This is a genomic window from Pseudomonas sp. TE4620, from assembly GCF_056279045.1.
In genome coordinates, this window is sequence record NZ_JBWBQO010000001.1 from 2,537,874 (window position 1) to 2,557,070 (window position 19,197).

The following is a 19,197-nucleotide window of genomic DNA, read 5'->3' on the forward strand; positions in this document are numbered from 1 at the left end:
CGGACTCCCCATGGAACAGTCACTCAAACCTTTGCGTTACCCCCTTGCTCTATTGGCTGTATTGGTGATGAGTGCCTGCGGTCGCACCCCGGAGGCCGTGCAGGCGCCGGCGGCGGCCAAGGTCAGCGTGGCCAAGGTGCTGGAACAACCAATCAACGAATGGGACGAGTTCACCGGCCGCCTGGAGGCGCCGGAAACCGTCGAGGTGCGTCCGCGCGTCTCCGGGCAGATCGACCAGGTGGCCTTCACCGAAGGCGCCCAGGTGAAAAAAGGCGATCTGCTGTTCCAGATCGACCCGCGTCCGTTCCAGGCTGAGGTCCGCCGCCTCGAAGCCCAACTGCAACAAGCCCGCGCCACCGCCATCCGCAGCGAAAACGAAGCCCAGCGCGGCGAGCGCCTGCGCAGCAGCAACGCGATTTCCGCCGAGCTTGCCGAGTCGCGCACCAGTGCCGCTGCCGAAGCCCGCGCCGGTGTCGCCGCGATCCAGGCGCAACTGGACCTGGCGCGCCTGAACTTAAGCTTCACCCGCGTCACCGCGCCGATCAGCGGCCGGGTCAGCCGCGCGCAGTTCACCGCCGGCAACATCGTCACGGCTGACGTCACGCCGCTGACCAGCGTGGTCTCCACCGACAAGGTCTACGCCTACTTCGACGCCGACGAGCGCGTGTACCTCAAGTACACCCAGCTGGCGCGCGACGGCCAGCGCGGCCAGAGCACCCCGGTGTACCTGGGCCTGTCCAACGAAAACGGCAACCCGCACCTGGGCCAGATGAACTTCGTCGACAACCAGGTCAACCCCAAGACCGGCACCATCCGTGGCCGCGCGGTGTTCGACAACCGCGACGGGCAGTTCACCCCGGGCCTGTACGCACGCCTGAAACTGGTCGGCAGCGCCACCTACTCGGCGGTGCTGATCAACGACGAAGCGGTCGGTACCGACCTTGGCAAGAAGTTCGTGCTGGTCATGGACAAAGACAACAAGGCCGCCTACCGCGCCGTTGAGCTGGGGCCGAAACTCGAAGGCCTGCGCATCGTGCGCAACGGCCTGAGCAAGGATGACCGCATCGTCGTCAAGGGCCTGCAACGGGTACGCCCAGGCTCGCCAGTCGACCCGCAGGACACGCCAATGGCCAGTGACGCGACCATCGCCGCCCTCGCCCAACAACGTCAGGCGCTCGAAGCCAGTATCCAGGGCAAAACAGTGGCCACCCCCAGCGTAAAACTCGCCAGTGCCTCGGCACCGCGCGGTTAAGGGATCAGTCCGATGAATTTTTCCAAGTTTTTTATCACCCGGCCGATCTTCGCCGCGGTGCTGTCGCTGCTGATTCTGATCGCCGGCAGCATCTCGCTGTTCCAGCTGCCGATCAGCGAATACCCGGAAGTGGTACCGCCCACCGTGGTGGTGCGTGCCAACTTCCCCGGCGCCAACCCGAAAGTGATCGGCGAAACCGTCGCCGCGCCGCTTGAGCAGGCGATTACCGGGGTCGAGAACATGCTCTACATGTCCTCGCAGTCCACCGCCGACGGCAAGGTCACCCTGACCGTCACCTTCGCCCTCGGTACCGACCTGGACAACGCCCAGGTTCAGGTGCAGAACCGCGTGACCCGCACCCAGCCCAAGCTGCCCGAGGAAGTCACGCGTATCGGTATTACCGTCGACAAGGCTTCGCCCGACCTGACCATGGTTGTGCACCTGACCTCGCCGGACAACCGTTACGACATGCTCTACCTGTCCAACTACGCCATCCTCAACATCAAGGATGAGCTGGCGCGCCTGGGCGGTGTCGGTGACGTGCAACTGTTCGGCATGGGCGACTACTCGCTGCGGGTCTGGCTCGACCCGAACAAGACCGCTTCGCGCAACCTCACCGCCAGCGACGTGGTCGCCGCCATTCGCGAGCAGAACCGTCAGGTAGCCGCCGGTCAACTTGGCGCGCCACCCGCACCCGGGGCCACCAGCTTCCAGCTGTCGGTCAACACCCAGGGCCGCCTGGTCAGTGAAGAAGAGTTCGAGAACATCATCATCCGCTCCGGCGCCGATGGTGAGATCACCCGCCTGAAGGACATCGCCCGCGTTGAGCTCGGCTCCAGCCAGTACGCCCTGCGCTCGCTGCTGAACAACCAGCCGGCCGTGGCCATCCCGATCTTCCAGCGCCCAGGCTCCAACGCCATCGAGATCTCCGACGAGGTCCGAGCGAAAATGGCCGAGCTGAAGAAGGACTTCCCTGAAGGCATGGACTACAGCATTGTCTATGACCCAACGGTATTCGTTCGCGGTTCGATCGAGGCGGTGGTCCACACCCTGTTCGAAGCGCTGATCCTGGTGGTGCTGGTGGTCATCCTGTTCCTGCAGACCTGGCGCGCCTCGATCATCCCGCTGGTGGCGGTTCCGGTTTCCTTGATCGGTACCTTCGCGGTAATGCACCTGTTCGGCTTCTCGCTCAACGCCCTGTCGCTGTTCGGCCTGGTACTGGCCATCGGTATCGTGGTGGACGACGCCATCGTCGTGGTGGAAAACGTCGAGCGTAACATCGGCCTGGGCCTCAAGCCCCTGGAAGCCACGCAAAAGGCCATGGGCGAAGTGACCGGGCCGATTATCGCCACGGCGCTGGTGCTGTGCGCGGTGTTCGTGCCGGCGGCGTTCATTTCCGGCCTTACCGGGCAGTTCTACAAGCAGTTCGCGCTGACCATCGCCATCTCCACGGTGATCTCGGCCTTCAACTCCCTGACCCTGTCGCCGGCCCTGGCCGCGGTACTGCTCAAGGAGCACCACGCACCCAAAGACCGCTTCTCGAAAGTGCTCGAACGCCTGCTCGGTGGCTGGCTGTTCGGCCCGTTCAACCGCTTCTTCGACCGTGCCAGCCATGGCTATGTCGGCGCTGTCGGCCGGGTCATCCGCAGCAGCGGCATCGCCCTGTTCGTCTATGGCGGCCTGATCATCATGACCTGGCTGGGCTTCTCGTCGACGCCTACCGGCTTTGTACCGGCGCAAGACAAGCAGTACCTGGTCGCCTTCGCGCAGCTGCCGGATGCCGCCAGCCTTGACCGCACCGAGGCGGTGATCAAGAAGATGAGCGAGATCGCCCTCAAGCAACCGGGCGTGGCTGACTCGGTGGCCTTCCCGGGCCTGTCGATCAACGGCTTCACCAACAGCCCGAACAGCGGCATCGTCTTCACCCCGCTCAAGCCCTTCGACGAGCGCAAGGACCCGAGCCAGTCGGCCGCCGCGATTGCTGCCGCGCTGAACGCGCAGTTCGCCGATATCGAAGACGCCTACATCGCGATCTTCCCGCCGCCGCCGGTACAGGGACTGGGCACCATCGGTGGTTTCCGCCTGCAGATCGAAGACCGTGGCAACCTGGGTTATGAAGCGCTGTACAAGGAAACCCAGAACATCATCGCCAAGAGCCACAACGTGCCGGAGCTGGCCGGGCTGTTCACCAGCTACCAGGTCAACGTGCCGCAGGTCGATGCTGCCATCGACCGCGAGAAGGCCAAGACCCACGGTGTAGCGATCAGCGATATCTTCGACACCCTGCAGATCTACCTGGGTTCGTTGTACGCCAACGACTTCAACCGCTTTGGCCGCACCTACCAGGTCAACGTCCAGGCCGAGCAGCAGTTCCGCCTTGAAGCCGAGCAGATCGGCCAGCTCAAGGTGCGCAACAACCAGGGCGAGATGATCCCGCTGGCGACCTTCATCAAGGTCAGCGACACCTCGGGGCCGGACCGCGTCATGCACTACAACGGCTTCATCACCGCCGAGATCAACGGTGCCGCAGCACCGGGCTACAGCTCCGGGCAAGCGGAAAAGGCCATCGAGAAACTGCTCAAGGAAGAACTGCCCAACGGCATGACTTTCGAATGGACCGAGCTGACCTACCAGCAGATCCTCGCCGGTAACACCGCGCTGTTCGTCTTCCCGCTCTGCGTACTGCTGGCCTTCCTGGTGCTGGCCGCCCAGTACGAAAGCTGGAGCCTGCCGCTGGCGGTGATCCTGATCGTGCCGATGACCCTGCTGTCGGCGATTACCGGGGTGATTCTGTCCGGTGGCGACAACAACATCTTCACCCAGATCGGCTTGATCGTACTGGTGGGGCTGGCGTGCAAGAACGCCATCCTGATCGTCGAGTTCGCCAAGGACAAACAAGCCGAAGGCCTCGACCCGCTGGCCGCGGTACTGGAAGCCTGCCGCCTGCGCCTGCGGCCGATCCTGATGACCTCGATCGCCTTCATCATGGGTGTGGTGCCGCTGGTGTTCTCCTCCGGCGCCGGTGCTGAAATGCGTCATGCCATGGGTGTGGCGGTGTTCTCCGGGATGATCGGGGTGACCTTCTTCGGTCTGCTGCTGACGCCGGTGTTCTTTGTCCTGATCCGCCGTTACGTGGAACGCAGCCAGGCCCGCAAAGCGGCGCGTGCGCTGAAGCTGGAGACTCATGCATGAACCGCAGTGTGAAATTCTTTATGCCCAGCCTGCTGGTGCTGGCCCTGGCCGCTTGTGCGGTGGGCCCGGACTACAAGGCCCCGGACACCGCGGCGGCGCAATTGAGCGCGGCCAACGAACCGAGCGCCAAGGCCGCCTTCGACCGCAGCCGTTTTGAAAGCATCTGGTGGAAGCAGTTCGACGACCCGGTGCTGAACAAACTGGTCAGCCAGTCGCTGGACGGCAACCGCGAACTGCGCGTGGCCTTCGCCCGCCTGAAAGCGGCGCGGGCGATTCGCGACGATGTCAGCAACGACGCCCTGCCCACCGTCACCAGCCGCGCCAGCGCCGACCTGGGCAAGGGCCAGGTGCCTGGCCAGAGCGAAGATCGGGTCAACAGCGAACGCTATGACCTGGGCCTGGACATGGCCTGGGAGCTGGACCTGTTCGGTCGCATCCAGCGTCAACTTGAAGCCAGCGAAGCCGAGCAGGACGCCGCCCAGGCCGACCTGCAGCAACTGCAAGTGAGCCTGATCGCCGAGCTGGTCGATGCCTATGGCCAGCTGCGCGGTGCGCAATTGCGCGAGAAGATCGCCCTGGCCAACCTCAAGACCCAGCAGGATTCGCGGGGTATCACCGAAACCTTGCGTGACGCCGGGGTCGGTAACGACCTTGATGTGGTGCGGGCCGATGCCCGCCTGGCGGCGGTCGAGGCCAGTGTGCCGCAACTGCAGGCCGAACAGGTACGGGCGCGCAACCGCATCGCCACCCTGCTCGGCCAGCGCCCGGACGCCCTGGCGGTTGACCTGTCGCCGGCGCAACTGCCGGCCATCGCCAAGGCGCTGCCGGTGGGCGACCCCGGCGAGCTGCTCAAGCGCCGCCCGGATATCCGCAGCGCCGAGCGCCAGTTGGCAGCGGCAACCGCCAACATCGGCGTGGCCACCGCCGACCTGTTCCCCCGGGTCAGCCTCAGCGGCTTTCTCGGCTTTACCGCCGGGCGCGGCTCGCAACTGGGCTCCTCGGCCGCCAAGGCCTGGGCCCTGGGCCCGAGTATTACCTGGGCGGCCTTCGACCTGGGCAGCGTGCGCGCCCGCCTGCGCGGCGCCAACGCCGATGCCGAGGGCGCCCTGGCCAACTATGAGCAGCAGGTATTGCTGGCCCTGGAAGAATCGGAAAACGCCTTCAGCGACTACAGCAAACGCCAGCAACGGCTGCTGGCCCTGCTGCGCCAGAGCGAAGCCAGCCGCAAGGCGGCCGATCTCGCCTCGATTCGCTACCGCGAAGGCACGGTCGACTACCTGGTGCTGCTCGACGCCGAACGCGAACGCCTGAGCGCCGAAGATGCCCAGGCCCAGGGCGAAGTCGACCTGTACCGCGGCATCGTCGCCATCTACAAGGCCCTCGGTGGCGGCTGGCAGGCCGAAAGCGTGGCTGCGGCGAACTGATTCAACGGCTCCTTTGGTTGGTTTCTGACCGGCCTTTTGCCCCGCTTGCGGGGCTTTTTTATGGCCAATCGCGGGGCAAGCCCGCGCCTACAGGTTTGGCATCGCTGCGATATCTGTAGGCGCGGGCTTGCCCCGCGATAGGGACCCACCCCCCTTTTACATTTGACGTCACCGGCCCTCGTGACCCAAGCTCAAGCCTTTGCAGCCGCGACACGCTTCGGATTCACCATGTCGAAACAGCGCCAGTACACGCTTATCAGCCTGACCCTGCTCATCATCCTCGGCCTGGGTGGCTATTTCTGGCGTGACGACAGCCCGGCGCCGACGCCTGCCCTCAAGCACAGCTACACCAAGGCCCTGACCATGGCCCATGACGGCCAGCCCGGCGCCGCCCGGGTGCTCTACCAGCAACTGGGGCGCAATGACCTGTCGCCGATCCGCCGCGCCAGCCTGTACGCCGAACTGCCCAACTACCCCTCGCCGCTGGCATTGAAACTGGCCAGCCGCGACCTGCAGCATGACGAGCCGCTGGTGCGTCGCGCGGCCATCGCCAGTATCCAGACGATGCTGCCCGGCGCCCAGCGCAGCCTGGTGCTCGGGCCGTTGCTCGATGATGAGGAGCAAAGCGTACGCTTTGCCGTGGTCGATGCCCTGCTGGGGCTCAGCGCCGATGACATCGGCCTGTACTTCGGCCCGCTGCAAGAGGTGCTGGAGCAGTATCAGCAGGTGCTGGCGCAGCGCGACGACGATGCCAGCGCGCAGTTGCACCTGGCGCAGCTGTACCTGCATGAAAACAGCTACCAGGAGGCCGCGCAGGCGCTTAAGCGCACCTTGCAGCTGGCGCCGGATAACCTCGAAGCACTGGCCGCGCAGGTGCAGTTGCTGGAGCGCCAGAACCAGACCGACGCCTCGCGCCAGGTGCTGGCCAAGGCCCTGCAACAACGTCCCGACTCGGCCTTTCTACAACATGAACTGGGCCGCTGGCTGCTGCGCCACGGCCAGGACGAATACGCCCTGCTGGCCTTTGCCCGGGCCCTGGAGCTGGAGCCAGACAACAATGACTACCGCTACACCCTGGCCACCAGCCTGCATCAGTTGGAGCAGGTCGACGCCGCGCAAAAGCAACTGGAAACCATCCTTGCCCGGCAACCGGCCAACCGCAAGGCCCGGGTGCTGCTGATCGAGTATTGGAAAGAGACCGGCCAGTTGCAGAATGTGCAGGTGCTGCTGGCCCAGCTGGAGCAGCAGAATCCCGACGATCCGTTGGTGCAGCAAGGCCTGTAGGCTTGCAAACGACCGTCTGACAACCCGGTTGAACCCCTCAACCCAGCCTGTGGTCCAGAGATAGTGCGAACACGGCAGGCACCGGCGGTGCTTGCCTGAGCGTTATCAAAGGAGAACACCCGTGGGCGACGCGTTAGCCAATGCCGAACGAGCGCTGATCCTGGCCCCGGCCCAGCTTAGCCAGCTGGCCCAGCGCCTGCTCGACCAGGCCGGCATCCAGGCGCTGCAAGCGGCCAGCATGGAAGACCTGGGCCTTGCCCTGGAGCAAGGCGTGGGCCTGGCGATCATTGCCGACACTTGCCTGGACGGCAGCGTACGCTCGCCTTTGCACCTTTACCTTGGCAAGCAGCCGGTTTGGTCGGACTTGCCGGTGGTGCTGCTGACGGGCCCGCCAGTCCAGGGCCAGAGCCCGCCGCAAAGCCAGCACGCCGCGCTCGGCAACCTGTTCCTGCTGCAGTATCCATTCGAACCCGACAACCTGCTGGCCCTGACCCATTCCTCGTTGCGCGCGCGGCGGCGCCAGTACCAGGCACGCAACCAGGGCCAGGAACTGGAGCGCCAGAGCCAACGGGTCGAAGAGCAATTGCGCCAGTTGCGCGAAGAAGAACAGTACCTGCGCCAGGCGCAGAAAATGGAAGCCATCGGCCAGCTCGCAGGCGGCGTTGCTCATGACTTCAACAACCTGCTGACTGGCATCGGCGGCAGCCTGGAAATGATCGGCAAACGCCTGCAGCAGGGTCGCCACGACGCCCTGCCCGCCCTGCTCAGCCTCAGCCAGGCGGCGGTCAAACGCGCCGCCAGCATGACCCACCGCCTGCTGGCGTTTTCCAGCCGGCAATCGCTCGATGCCCAGCCCGTGGAAGTTGCCACCCTGCTCACGGCCGAGCGCCTGCAGCCGTTGCTTGACCCGCAGATCAAGCTGCAACTGCATATCGAGGCGGATCTGTGGGCCGTGGAAGCCGACCCGGCGCAGCTGCAGGAAGCCCTCGGCAACTTGCTCAGCAACGCCCACGACGCCATGCCCAACGGCGGGCGCCTGACCGTCAGCGCCAGCAATCAGCGCCAGGACGGTAGCCTGTTCGGTGGCCACTCGCTGGCCGCTGGCGACTATGTGCTGATCAGCTTCAACGATAATGGCTGTGGCATGCCGCAAAGTACCCTGGACCGCGCTTTCGACCCGTTCTTCACCACCAAGCCAATCGGCCAGGGAACGGGCCTGGGGCTGTCGATGGTGTATGGCTTCAGCAAGCAGTCCCAGGGCCATGTGGCGCTGCAAAGCCGCATCGGCCACGGCACCCGGGTCGATGTCTACCTGCCGCGCCACGCCGCACCCAACCGTGAAAGCGAAGAGCCAGCAACGCCGGCGCCACCTTGCGGCAACAGCCACACGGTGCTGATTGTCGAGGACGACCCCGCTGTGCGCCAGTTGGTGCATCAGGTGCTGAGTGACCAGGGTTACCCGTGCAAGGTGGCCGAGGATGCCAATGTCGCCCTGGCCATTCTGCAGGCCGGAGAAGCGGTCGACCTGCTGGTCAGCGACGTCGGGCTGCCAGGCATGAACGGTCGGCAACTGGCGGAAATCGGCCGGCAACTGCGCCCGCAACTCAAGGTGCTGTTCATCACCGGTTATGCCGAAACCGCGGTGGCCCGCGGCGGCTTTCTTGACCCCGGCATGCAGATGATCTGCAAACCCTTCGAGTTTGCCCAGTTGACCGCCAAGGTCGCGCAGATGCTCGGCAAGGGCAGCACCTCATGAGCCAGGTGCAACCCAGCGCCGCCCTGGCGGCGGCGCCGGCCGTGCAGCGGGTGCGGGTGCTGACGGTCAATGCGCACAAGGGCTTCAGCGCGCTTAACCGTTACTACGTGCTGCCAGAACTGCGTGAGGCGGTACGCAGCGAAAACGCCGACCTGGTGTTCCTCCAGGAAGTGCTCGGCAGCCACCGCCAGCACGCTCTGCGCCACCGCAACTGGTCGGATGTGCCGCAATATGAGTTTCTTGCCGACAGCCTCTGGCCAGAATTCGCCTACGGCCGCAATGCGGTGTATCCGGACGGCGAACACGGCAATGCCCTGCTGTCGAAATACCCGATCCGGCGCCACGCCAACCTCGATGTCAGCGTCCATGGCACCGAGCAGCGCGGCTTGCTGCATTCGGTACTGGCCTTGCCCGCCGAGTGCGAGCTGCATACCGTCTGTGTGCACCTGGGCCTGGACGAGCGCCAGCGCCAGCAGCAGTTGCACCTGCTCTGCGAATTACTGCACAGCCTGCCGAACGACGCGCCGGTGATCGTCGCCGGCGACTTCAATGACTGGCGCCAGCGCGCGGATGCAGTGCTGGCCGAATGCGGCCTGAATGAAGTGTTCAGCCAGGCCCATGGTCGCCCGGCACGCAGTTTTCCGGCGCGCTGGCCGCTGTTGCGCCTGGACCGCATCTACCTGCGCAATGCCCGCGCACAGGCGCCCAAGGTCATGGCGCGCAAGCCCTGGACCGACCTGTCCGATCACCTGCCATTGGCAGTGGAGGTGCTCTTGTGAACAGCCAATGGCGACCTGACAACCAGGTGCAACTGCTGATCAACGGCGAGGACTATTTCGCCAGCGCCTTTGCCGCGATCGAGCAGGCCCGGGCGGAAATCCTCCTGGAAACCTTCATCATCTTTGAAGACAAGGTCGGCAAGCAGTTGCAGCAACTGTTGATCGCCGCCGCCCGGCGCGGGGTAAAGGTCGAGATGCTGGTCGACGGTTATGGCACCGCAGACCTGAGCCTTGACTACCTGCGCGAGCTCAGCGACGCCGGCGTGCATTTGCAGGCCTTCGACCCGAGCCCGAAACGCCTGGGCATGCGCACCAATCTGTTTCGCCGCCTGCACCGCAAGATCCTGGTGGTCGATGGCGAGGTCGGTTTTGTTGGCGGCATCAATTATTGCGCCGATCACCTGGCCGATTTCGGACCGATGGCCAAGCAGGACTACGCGGTACAAGTGCGCGGGCCGATCGTCGCCGACCTGCAGCGCGCCACCTTGACCCTGCTGGAGCAACAGAGCGCGCTCAAGCCCGGAACCCGGCGCTGGTGGCAACGCCGGGTGCCGATCGCCGCCGACAGCGAACAGGCAAGCATGACCCTGTGCATCCGCGATAACCAGGATCACCCCAACGACATCGAACAGCACTACTTGCGGGCGCTGAACGGCGCCCGCGAGCGGATCACCATTGCCAATGCCTACTTCTTTCCCGGCTACCGCCTGCTGCGGGCGATCCGCAATGCCGCGCGCCGGGGCGTGAAGGTTACCCTGGTGCTGCAGGGGATGCCCGACATGCCCTGGGTGCGTTTGTGCTCGCGCTTGCTGTACAACTACCTGATCCGCGACGGCGTGCGCATTTTCGAGTACTGCGAACGGCCCTTGCACGGCAAGGTGGCACTGGTGGACCGGCACTGGTCGACGGTCGGCTCAAGCAATCTCGACCCTTTGAGCCTGGCCCTGAACCTTGAGGCCAACCTGGTCATCCGCGACCAGACCTTCAACAGCCGCCTGCATGAACACCTGCAGGAGCTTACCGCCCACCGCTGCAAACCGGTGAGCCTGCAGCGGGCACTGCGTGGCTACTGGTGGCGGGCGCCGCTGATCTTTTTGACCTTTCACTTCATCCGCCGATTCCCGGCCGTGATCGGCTGGCTGCCGGCCCATGTACCACGGCTCAAGCCGCTGTATGACGGCGAGCAACCTGCGGGCAAGCCGACATGAGCAAGCAGCACAAGCACTGGCGCCGTGCCCGCCAGGCGCTGACCCTGGCGTTCTTCATCCTGGTGCCGGTGCTGCTGTTCAGCGTGCTGAAAAACCTCGACTGGCAAGAGGTGTACCAAGCCCTGGCCTCCTATCGCTGGCGCACCCTGGCAATGGCTGCAGGCGTAACCCTGTGCAGCTTTGCCCTGTTCAGCAGCTTCGACCTGCTCGGGCGCTACTACACCGGGCATCATTTGCCGGCGCGCCAGGTGTTGCCGCTGGCTTTCGTGTGCTACGCCTTCAACCTCAACCTCAGCGCCTGGGTCGGCGGCATCGCCCTGCGCTACCGTTTGTACAGCCGCCTCGGCCTCAAGGTCGCGACCATCACCCGGATCCTCAGCCTGGGGCTGTTGACCAACTGGGCAGGCTATTTCGCGGTGGCCGGTAGCTTGTTCGTCTGCGGGCTGCCGAAGTTGCCAGCGGGCATGGAGATCGGCAATACCGGCCTGCGCCTGATCGGTGCAGCGTTGTTATTGGTGGTCATCGCTTACCTGCTGGCCTGCGCCTTCGCGACTCGCCGCACCTGGCACTTTCGCAAGCAGCAGATCACCCTGCCAGGCATCCGCCTGGCAGCGTTGCAAGTGGTGATGGGCGCTCTGAACTGGTCGTTGATGGCGCTGGTGGTGTTCATCCTGCTGCCCAAGGGGGCTAGCTACCCGACCGTGCTGGCGGTACTGATGATCAGCAGCATTGCCGGGGTCATTACTCATATTCCGGCCGGGCTTGGGGTACTCGAGACGGTGTTTTTGACCCTGCTGCAAGACACCTACGGCAAGGGCACGCTGCTCGCGGCGCTGATTGGCTACCGGGCGGTCTACTTTCTGTTGCCGTTGCTGGTAGCCACGCTGACCTACCTGATGCTCGAGCGCCTGGCCAGTCAGCGCGCCAGCGGGGAAAGTTCGCAAACCACTGGCTGAACCGGCTCGAGCATCTGGTGAACCTGATGCACCAGGTCTTGCAAGGCGAAGGGCTTGGTCATCAGGGCCATGCCGGGCTCCAGCACCTCCTGGTCGGTCACTTCCTGTTCGGCGAAGCCGGTGATCAACAGCACCTTCTGCTGCGCCTGCAGCATGCGCAGGGCATTGGCCACCTGACGGCCACTGAAGCCGCCTGGCAGACCGATATCGGTGATCACCAGGTCAACCGTGCCCAACTGGCGATACTGCTGCAGCGCGCTGTTGGCGTCAGCGGCGGTAAACACCTCGAAGCCCTCCTCCTCCAGCGCCTCCTTGATCAGCAAGCGCAAGGTACTCTTGTCGTCGACCAGCAGGATGCGTTCGCCATTGGCGCGTGGGTAGCGCTTACGCCCCGGCTCGCCGGCCAGCGGCTGCGGCAGCTCGCCCACATAGCGCGGCAGCAGGACCTTCACCCGGGTACCCTGGCCAGGGCTCGAATCGATCCACACCCGGCCCCCTGACTGACGGACAAAGCCATAGACCATCGACAAGCCAAGCCCGGTGCCCTGGCCGACCGGCTTGGTGGTAAAGAACGGGTCAAAGGCCCGTGCGACGATATCGGCGTTCATGCCGTGGCCGTTGTCCTGCACCTGCAAGGCAAAGTAATCACCCGGGCCCAGGCTGTCTTCGCCCTCCAGGGCCAGCTCGTGACGTTCGTTAGCGGTGGTGATGCGCAGGCAGCCACCGGCGCCCATGGCATCGCGGGCATTGATGCACAGGTTGATCAGGGCATTTTCCAGCTGGTTGGCATCAATCAGTACCCACCAGGGCGCCGGCTCCACCTGGACCTGCAGATCGATATGGCTACCCACGGTCTGCTGGACCAACTGCTCGATATCCTGCACCAGTTGGTTGACACAGGCAGGCTTGGGGTCGAGCGCCTGGCGCCGGGAAAAGGCCAGCAAGCGGTGGGTGAGCGTGGCGGCGCGCTTGGCCGCACCCCGAGCGGCATCAAGGTAGACCTGCAGGTTGTCCAGATTACCCTGGGCAATGCGTCGTTCGAGCAACTCCAGGCTGCCGCTGATGCCGGTCAACAGGTTGTTGAAGTCATGGGCCATGCCGCCGGACAGTTGGCCGATGGCTTCCATCTTCTGGCTCTGGCGCAACAGTTCTTCAGCATGGCGCAGCGCCTCTTCGCGCTCGCGCTCCTGGCTGATGTCGGTGCCCACGGCGGTAAAACCAAGCTCCGAGGGTACCGCTGCCCAGTTGAACCAGCGGTAGTGCCCGTCCTTGTGGCGCAAGCGGCTGATGGTGTTCTCGGTGCGCTGGCCGGCGCGCAGGCGCTCGACCAGCGAGGCGACTTGCGGTTGGTCGTCGGCATGCAGTAAGTCCATGATCGAGGTGTCCAGCACCTCGTCTGCTGCCCAGCCAAGGATCTGGCTCCAGGCCGGGTTGACCGCACTGATGCGCAAATCCGGCAGGACAATCACCATGATGTCGCCGGACAAGTCCCAGAAATGGTTTCGATCAGAGGTGCGTTCCTGCACCTGGCGCTCGAAGGTATTGGCCAGGTGACGCCACTGCTGCGCCGACTCGACGCTGGCGGTGGTTTCGATCACCGTGTCGAGAAAGCCGGCCACCGCCCCGCGCTCGTCTCGAATGGGGCTGTAGCAGAAAGTGAAATAGGCCTGTTCGAGGCTGCCGTTGCGATTGATCATCAACGGGAAGTTCTCGATGAAGATCGCCTCCCCCGACAGGGTACGGAAGACCAGCGCGCCGATGTTCTCCCAGGCCTCGCTCCACACCTCGTCAAAGCCGCGTCCCAGTGCCTCGGGCTTGGCCCCGAGGATCGGCTTGAAGGCATCGTTGTAAATGGTCACCAACTGCGGCCCCCAGACCAGGCAACCGGGGAATTTTGACGCCAGCAGCATGTCCACGGCAATGCGCAAGGGCGCCGGCCACAGGTGCAAAGGCCCAAGGGCGGTACTGGCCCAGTCGTGGTTACGCACCTTTACACTCATTGATCCTGACATGGGCAAACTCGGCTGACGGTGGGGGCCTGAACAATCGGACCTAAACGCCGATATCTTCGTTCCAGAGTTCGGGGCTGTCCTGGATAAAATCGCGCATCATCTTGACGCAGTTATCATTGTGCAGCACTTGCACATCGACGCCGCGCGCCTTGAGCAGCGCTTCCTCACCCATGAAGGTCTGGTTTTCACCAACGATCACGCGCTTGATGCCATACAGCAGGATCGCCCCGCTGCACATCGGACATGGCGACAAAGTGGTGTACAGGGTCGCCTCGCGATATACCCTGGCCGGCTGGCGGCCGGCGTTTTCCAGAGCGTCCATTTCGCCGTGCAGGATCGCGCTGCCCTTCTGTACCCGGCGGTTGTGGCCACGGCCGATGATCTGGTTATTGTGTACCAGCACCGAACCGATCGGTATGCCGCCTTCTTCGCGGCCCAGTTGGGCCTCATCGATAGCAGCCTGCATGAACGCATCTACGTCTTGGTTCAACGTGCTCATCGGTTGGTCGACTCCCTGTTGCAAAGCGGTTTTCTTCGCAGGCTAGCATACCGCCAGCAAGGAATGGCATCCATGCCAGTCACTACTATGCTGAACAGGTTTCTCCTCTGCGACCTGGGCAGTCCGGGTCCGTTCCAGTATAGGGAGCGTTGCGATGAGCAAGAAAATACTGGTGGTGCTGACCAATACGGCCAAATACCCGACGCTGAAGCGCGCCACCGGATTGTGGCTGGGCGAGGCGGTGCACTTTGTCGACAAGGTCGAAAAGGCCGGTTACAAGGTCGATTACCTCAGCCCCAGCGGCGGTTACGTGCCGATTGACCCGCACAGCCTGCAGATGGCCGCGGATATCGACTGGCAGTGGTACCAGGACAAGGCGTTCATGAACCGCCTGGGCAAAACCCTGAGCCCCGGCGAGGTCAAGGCCCAGGACTACAGCGCCATTTATTATGCCGGCGGTCATGGGGTGATCTGGGACTTCCCCGACAGCAGCGAGCTGCAGGACCTGGCCCGGCGCATCTTCGAGGCCGGTGGCGTGGTGGCCTCGGTGTGCCATGGCGCGGTCGGCCTGCTCAATATCAAGCTCAGTGACAACACCTTGCTGGTCAAGGATCGCGAGGTCACCGGCTTTTCCGATACTGAAGAGAAACTGGCCGAACTGGACAAAGTGGTGCCTTACCTCACCGAAACCGAGCTCAAGGCCCGCGGCGGTTTGTACCGCAAGGCAGAAGAGCCGTGGCAGGCCTTCGCCATCGCCGACCAGAAAGACGGACGCTTGATTACCGGACAGAATCCCGCCTCCGGGGGCGCGGTGGCTGACCTGGTAGTGGCCGCACTGAAAAAGCGCTGAGGCGCCTACCCAGATTGCCGATGGGTACTGCACCCAGGTTAAACACGGCCTACATCCGCCGCTGATTGCGCTCTTTATGCTGACGAGTGTCACCCGACCAGGAAGGTCGGGCTCTTGTTCAGCATAGAGGTGCACTCATGGCTCCAACCCGTCTTGCCGGCCGCAGCCTGCTCGAGTTTCTGATAACCCTGCTGATCGGCCTGGCGCCCGTGGCCTGTGGCCTTCTGGTGTTGGCCCTGCAGGTCGAGCGCAAGCAGGAAGAAACCGCCGAGGTGTCTGTGGTCGAGGCTATCTATGCTATCGACCGGGTCTTCGATGCCATGCACGGCTCCAGCAATACTGTGCTCGGGTTGGTCGGGCAACCCTGCGAGAAAATCCTCCCGACTCTGCGCCAGGAAGCGCTGAGGCAGCCAAGCGTGCGCTCGCTGGTGCTGACCCGGGAAAACCGTGCCTACTGCAGCACCCTGCTCGGCAGCATCGACACGGCAATCGACCCGGGCAGCTACTTCAACCAGCGCCTGCGCCTGGACTCGCGCAACGAAATCACCCCGGACATGCCGGTGCTGCACTACCGCCTGCAGGAATATCCCATGGGCGTCATCGCCATCAGCGATGCGCGCTCCCTGCAAACAGAACTGCAGGGCTTCAAGAACGCCATTGTCCTGGCCCTGCAGTTCGGCAGCGATTTTGTCTGGGCAACCGGCAGTGGCAGCGCCGAGCAGGTACCCAACCATGAAGAAGACAGCCAGCGCATGGTCTCGGAGAAGTACGGCTACACCGTCCACGCCGGCTACCCCGATGGCCACACCCGCAAGATGCTCAGCCAGGCCATGGCCTCCACAGCGCCTTCCCTGCTTCTGGTCGGCATTATCACCTGCGCCGTGGCCTACTGGGGGCTGTTCAGGCAACGACGAAAAACAGCGTGAGCTCCACCATGAAAAAAGGCCATTGAGCGTTTGCTCAATGGCCTTTTTCAGTGACGGTCCGGATCAGTCGGTACTGAGTACGCCACGACGGACCTGGTCACGCTCGATCGACTCGAACAGGGCCTTGAAGTTGCCTTCGCCGAAGCCATCGTCACCCTTGCGCTGGATGAACTCGAAGAACACCGGGCCCATCAGGGTTTCGGAGAAGATCTGCAGCAGCAGACGCTTGTCACCGGCCTCGGAGGAGCCATCGAGCAGGATGCCACGGGCCTGCAGTTCGCCGACCGGCTCGCCATGGCCCGGCAGACGCCCTTCGAGCATCTCGTAGTAGGTTTCTGGCGGCGCGGTCATGAAGCGCATGCCGAGCTTTTTCAGGGCATCCCAGCTCTCGAGCAGGTTGTCGCTGAGGAAGGCCACATGCTGGATGCCCTCGCCGTTGAACTGCATGAGGAACTCTTCGATCTGCCCGGCGCCCTTGGACGACTCTTCGTTCAGCGGGATGCGGATCATGCCATCCGGCGCGGTCATGGCCTTGGAGGTCAGGCCGGTGTATTCGCCCTTGATGTCGAAGTAACGGATTTCGCGGAAGTTGAACAGCTTCTCGTAGAAACCGGCCCAGTAGGCCATGCGCCCGCGATAAACGTTATGGGTCAGGTGATCGATGATCTTCAGGCCCGCACCGACCGGGTGACGATCGACACCTTCGATGAAGTTGAAGTCGATGTCATAGATCGAACTGCCTTCCTCGAAACGGTCGATCAGGTACAGCGGCGCACCGCCAATGCCCTTGATCGCCGGCAGACGCAGCTCCATCGGCCCGGTTTCGATCTCGACCGGCTGGGCACCCAGCTCCAGGGCGCGGGCGTAGGCTTCGTGGGCGTTACGCACACGGAAGGCCATGCCACACACCGACGGACCATGCTCGGCGGCAAAGTACGAGGCGACGCTTTTCGGTTCGTTGTTCAGGATCAGGTTGATACCGCCCTGGCGGTACAGATGCACGTCCTTGGAACGGTGGGTAGCCACCTTGGTGAAGCCCATGATCTGGAAGATCGGTTCCAGGGCGCCCGGGGTCGGCGATGCGAACTCGATGAATTCAAAGCCCATCAGGCCCATCGGGTTTTCAAAGATATCAGCCATGCTCGTTTCCTCATCATCAAAGCGGGTAAATAACGGTCGTTAATTGCTATCGATGTCGAGCAGGCGTGGTGGCGCGCAAGAGATGCCCCTCACACTTCTGGCGAGGTAGTCACCATAGATCAGCTTGAACCCATGACACTTCATATGGACCCATTCTCGGCGGGTTGATTCCCCGAAGGTGGAGAACCTTATTATTGTATGCGTAACGGGATTCTACAGTGCGTAAACCGTTTTGTCCGCACTTTAGTTGACGCCCGAGCGGCGACGAACGGCTATCCTAGGCACACAGCCGTTTTCATTCCCCCGCTTGTACAGGTTAGCCGCCATGCCGCTCACGGTAAAACGCCCCGGACGCTGGACCCTGCGTGCCCTGCTGCCCTGGGCGGTTGGCGCCCTACCGGTGCTGTGCGGGCTGCTGATCATGCACCTGCAGGCCCAGCGTGAGCTGGACGCCCGCAGCCGCGCCACGGCGCAGCAGGTGGTGGCCCAGGTAGAGCTGATCCTCGACAACATTTCTGGCGCAGCCAGGTCGTTGCTGCCCTTGGCCGGAATGCCGTGCGTGGAAGAGAAACTGGCCCTGCGCGACCAGGTCACCCGCCGCTCGTTCGTACGCTCGACCAACCTGGTGTACCGCAACGAGCTGTATTGCAGCTCGCTGTTCGGCCCCTACAGCGAACCGGTCAATGCCAGCGACTATGTCGACGGCAAGCTCTGGCTGATGAACGGCAACTCGGTGACTCCTGGCCACCCATTGCTGGTGTATCGGGTCTATGAAGGCGAGCGCGGCGCCATCACTACCGTCGATGGTGACCACCTGCTGACCGCCCTGCGCCTGATCGGCCCGCAGACCCAGTTGCTGCTACAGGTGGGCCGTTACTGGATGGGCAAGGACGGCCTGGTCCATGAAGGGATCGCCCCCGCCGCTGAGGTTGCGCCAGTGCGCCTGACCTCCAGCCACTACCCGTTCTCGATCCACAGCGGTTATGCGACAGGCAAGGTCGGCCAGGTAATGCGCGATGAATATCCTGCCCTGTTCGGCCTGCTGGTGTTTCTCGGGGTGATTGCCGGTACCGTATGCCGCTGGATGCTGCGCCGTGCCAGCTCCCCACGGGCCGAGCTGCAGCGGGCCATGGAAGCCAACGAGTTCTTGCCGTACTTCCAGCCGGTGGTGCGCAAGGGCGACTACCGCTGGGCCGGCGCCGAAGTGCTGATGCGCTGGCAGCACCCGCGCGACGGTCTGGTGCGCCCCGACCTGTTCATTCCCTACGCCGAGCACAGCGGCCAGATCGTACCGATGACGCGCATGCTCATGCAGCGCACTGCGCAATTGCTGGCGCCGCATGCCGCATTGATGGGCGAGGGTTTTCATGTCGGCATCAACATCACCGCCGATCATTGCCAGGACCTGGCCCTGTACGACGACTGCCGGGCCTTTCTCGGCGCCTTCCCGCCTGGCCGGGTATTGCTGACCCTGGAGCTGACCGAACGCAAGCTTATTGCCCCCAGCGAAGTTACCCAGACGCTGTTCGGCAAACTCCACGAACTGGGGGTGATGATCGCCATCGACGACTTTGGCACCGGCCAGTCCAGCCTCAGCTACTTGCGCCAGTTCAAGGTCGATTACCTGAAGATTGACCAAAGCTTCGTCGCCCTGATCGGGGTCGATGCGTTGTCGCTGCACATTCTCGACAGCATTATCGAACTGTCGGCCAAGCTTGAGCTGGGCATCGTCGCCGAAGGCGTCGAGAACGAAACCCAGCGCGATTACCTGGCGCGCCACAATGTCGATTTCCAGCAGGGTTACCTGTTTGCCCGGCCGATGCCGATCGAGGACTTTGTCGCCGCCCTGGCAGCCCAGGCCGAAACCGCGCCGCAGGTCGCGAAGGTTGCCGGTTAGGCCTGCGCCCTGAGATCATGGC

The 19,197-nt window shown here is 63.6% G+C and carries 14 protein-coding genes; 11 read left to right on the top strand and 3 right to left on the bottom strand.

Translation table 11 applies throughout. The features are described 5' to 3' along the window. Positions 1-10 precede the first annotated feature (10 nt). From mexE to ACZ9A3_RS11920, 8 genes are all read left to right on the top strand, one after another. Positions 11-1,252, top strand: coding sequence for a multidrug efflux RND transporter periplasmic adaptor subunit MexE (gene mexE / locus ACZ9A3_RS11885; RefSeq protein ID WP_093381986.1), 1,242 nt, complete (start codon positions 11-13; stop codon positions 1,250-1,252). A 12-nt stretch (positions 1,253-1,264) separates the two neighbouring features. Further along, the gene (locus tag ACZ9A3_RS11890; protein WP_045198110.1) at positions 1,265-4,444 is read left to right on the top strand and encodes an efflux RND transporter permease subunit; all 3,180 of its coding nucleotides are present in this window, start codon (positions 1,265-1,267) and stop codon (positions 4,442-4,444) included. Beyond that, positions 4,441-5,868 carry an efflux transporter outer membrane subunit gene (locus ACZ9A3_RS11895; RefSeq protein WP_093381983.1) on the top strand — a complete coding sequence of 476 codons (1,428 nt, stop codon included), beginning with the start codon at positions 4,441-4,443 and terminating at the stop codon, positions 5,866-5,868. The genes ACZ9A3_RS11890 and ACZ9A3_RS11895 overlap by 4 nt, the downstream gene beginning before the upstream one ends. Positions 5,869-6,096: 228 nt before the next feature. Continuing rightward, entirely contained in the window at positions 6,097-7,152 is a 1,056-nt protein-coding gene (locus ACZ9A3_RS11900) for a tetratricopeptide repeat protein (RefSeq protein WP_476252652.1), read from the top strand. Positions 7,153-7,273: 121 nt separating this feature from the next. Next, positions 7,274-8,908, top strand: coding sequence for an ATP-binding protein (locus tag ACZ9A3_RS11905; RefSeq protein ID WP_093381980.1), 1,635 nt, complete (start codon positions 7,274-7,276; stop codon positions 8,906-8,908). Continuing rightward, positions 8,905-9,687 (top strand): endonuclease/exonuclease/phosphatase family protein, encoded by a 783-nt coding sequence (locus ACZ9A3_RS11910; RefSeq protein WP_476252653.1) that lies wholly within the window; start codon positions 8,905-8,907, stop codon positions 9,685-9,687. The genes ACZ9A3_RS11905 and ACZ9A3_RS11910 overlap by 4 nt, the downstream gene beginning before the upstream one ends. Next, positions 9,684-10,895: a cardiolipin synthase ClsB gene (gene clsB / locus ACZ9A3_RS11915; RefSeq protein WP_045198102.1), complete on the top strand. Its 1,212-nt coding sequence runs from the start codon at positions 9,684-9,686 to the stop codon at positions 10,893-10,895. Before ACZ9A3_RS11910 ends, clsB begins: the two co-directional genes overlap by 4 nt. Next, positions 10,892-11,851 carry a lysylphosphatidylglycerol synthase domain-containing protein gene (locus ACZ9A3_RS11920; protein WP_476252654.1) on the top strand — a complete coding sequence of 320 codons (960 nt, stop codon included), beginning with the start codon at positions 10,892-10,894 and terminating at the stop codon, positions 11,849-11,851. The genes clsB and ACZ9A3_RS11920 overlap by 4 nt, the downstream gene beginning before the upstream one ends. Here ACZ9A3_RS11920 and ACZ9A3_RS11925 read toward each other — a convergent pair. Beyond that, complete coding sequence (locus ACZ9A3_RS11925) at positions 11,812-13,839, bottom strand: hybrid sensor histidine kinase/response regulator (protein WP_476252655.1); 2,028 nt, start codon at positions 13,837-13,839, stop codon at positions 11,812-11,814. The genes ACZ9A3_RS11920 and ACZ9A3_RS11925 overlap by 40 nt on opposite strands. 64 nt (positions 13,840-13,903) lie before the next feature. After that, positions 13,904-14,362 (bottom strand): nucleoside deaminase, encoded by a 459-nt coding sequence (locus ACZ9A3_RS11930; protein ID WP_093381946.1) that lies wholly within the window; start codon positions 14,360-14,362, stop codon positions 13,904-13,906. 154 nt (positions 14,363-14,516) lie between these two features. Here ACZ9A3_RS11930 and ACZ9A3_RS11935 point away from each other — a divergent pair, with 154 nt between their 5' ends. Further along, positions 14,517-15,212: a type 1 glutamine amidotransferase domain-containing protein gene (locus ACZ9A3_RS11935; protein WP_093381940.1), complete on the top strand. Its 696-nt coding sequence runs from the start codon at positions 14,517-14,519 to the stop codon at positions 15,210-15,212. A gap of 137 nt (positions 15,213-15,349) precedes the next feature. Further along, complete coding sequence (locus tag ACZ9A3_RS11940; RefSeq protein WP_093381939.1) at positions 15,350-16,138, top strand: CSS-motif domain-containing protein; 789 nt, start codon at positions 15,350-15,352, stop codon at positions 16,136-16,138. Positions 16,139-16,201: 63 nt separating this feature from the next. Here ACZ9A3_RS11940 and hppD read toward each other — a convergent pair whose 3' ends face one another. After that, positions 16,202-17,278, bottom strand: coding sequence for a 4-hydroxyphenylpyruvate dioxygenase (gene hppD, locus ACZ9A3_RS11945; protein WP_093381938.1), 1,077 nt, complete (start codon positions 17,276-17,278; stop codon positions 16,202-16,204). A 325-nt stretch (positions 17,279-17,603) separates the two neighbouring features. Here hppD and ACZ9A3_RS11950 point away from each other — a divergent pair, with 325 nt between their 5' ends. Further along, complete coding sequence (locus ACZ9A3_RS11950) at positions 17,604-19,175, top strand: EAL domain-containing protein (RefSeq protein ID WP_476252656.1); 1,572 nt, start codon at positions 17,604-17,606, stop codon at positions 19,173-19,175. The last annotated feature ends 22 nt before the right edge of the window (positions 19,176-19,197 follow it).

Bases quoted from the DNA above. Each gene is read 5' to 3' on its own strand.
- mexE (WP_093381986.1), top strand. From the start codon at position 11: ATGGAACAGTCACTCAAACCTTTGCGTTACCCCCTTGCTCTATTGGCT.
- ACZ9A3_RS11890 (WP_045198110.1), top strand. From the start codon at position 1,265: ATGAATTTTTCCAAGTTTTTTATCACCCGGCCGATCTTCGCCGCGGTG.
- ACZ9A3_RS11895 (WP_093381983.1), top strand. From the start codon at position 4,441: ATGAACCGCAGTGTGAAATTCTTTATGCCCAGCCTGCTGGTGCTGGCC.
- ACZ9A3_RS11900 (WP_476252652.1), top strand. From the start codon at position 6,097: ATGTCGAAACAGCGCCAGTACACGCTTATCAGCCTGACCCTGCTCATC.
- ACZ9A3_RS11910 (WP_476252653.1), top strand. From the start codon at position 8,905: ATGAGCCAGGTGCAACCCAGCGCCGCCCTGGCGGCGGCGCCGGCCGTG.
- ACZ9A3_RS11920 (WP_476252654.1), top strand. From the start codon at position 10,892: ATGAGCAAGCAGCACAAGCACTGGCGCCGTGCCCGCCAGGCGCTGACC.
- ACZ9A3_RS11930 (WP_093381946.1), bottom strand. From the start codon at position 14,362: ATGAGCACGTTGAACCAAGACGTAGATGCGTTCATGCAGGCTGCTATC.
- ACZ9A3_RS11935 (WP_093381940.1), top strand. From the start codon at position 14,517: ATGAGCAAGAAAATACTGGTGGTGCTGACCAATACGGCCAAATACCCG.
- ACZ9A3_RS11940 (WP_093381939.1), top strand. From the start codon at position 15,350: ATGGCTCCAACCCGTCTTGCCGGCCGCAGCCTGCTCGAGTTTCTGATA.
- hppD (WP_093381938.1), bottom strand. From the start codon at position 17,278: ATGGCTGATATCTTTGAAAACCCGATGGGCCTGATGGGCTTTGAATTC.
- ACZ9A3_RS11950 (WP_476252656.1), top strand. From the start codon at position 17,604: ATGCCGCTCACGGTAAAACGCCCCGGACGCTGGACCCTGCGTGCCCTG.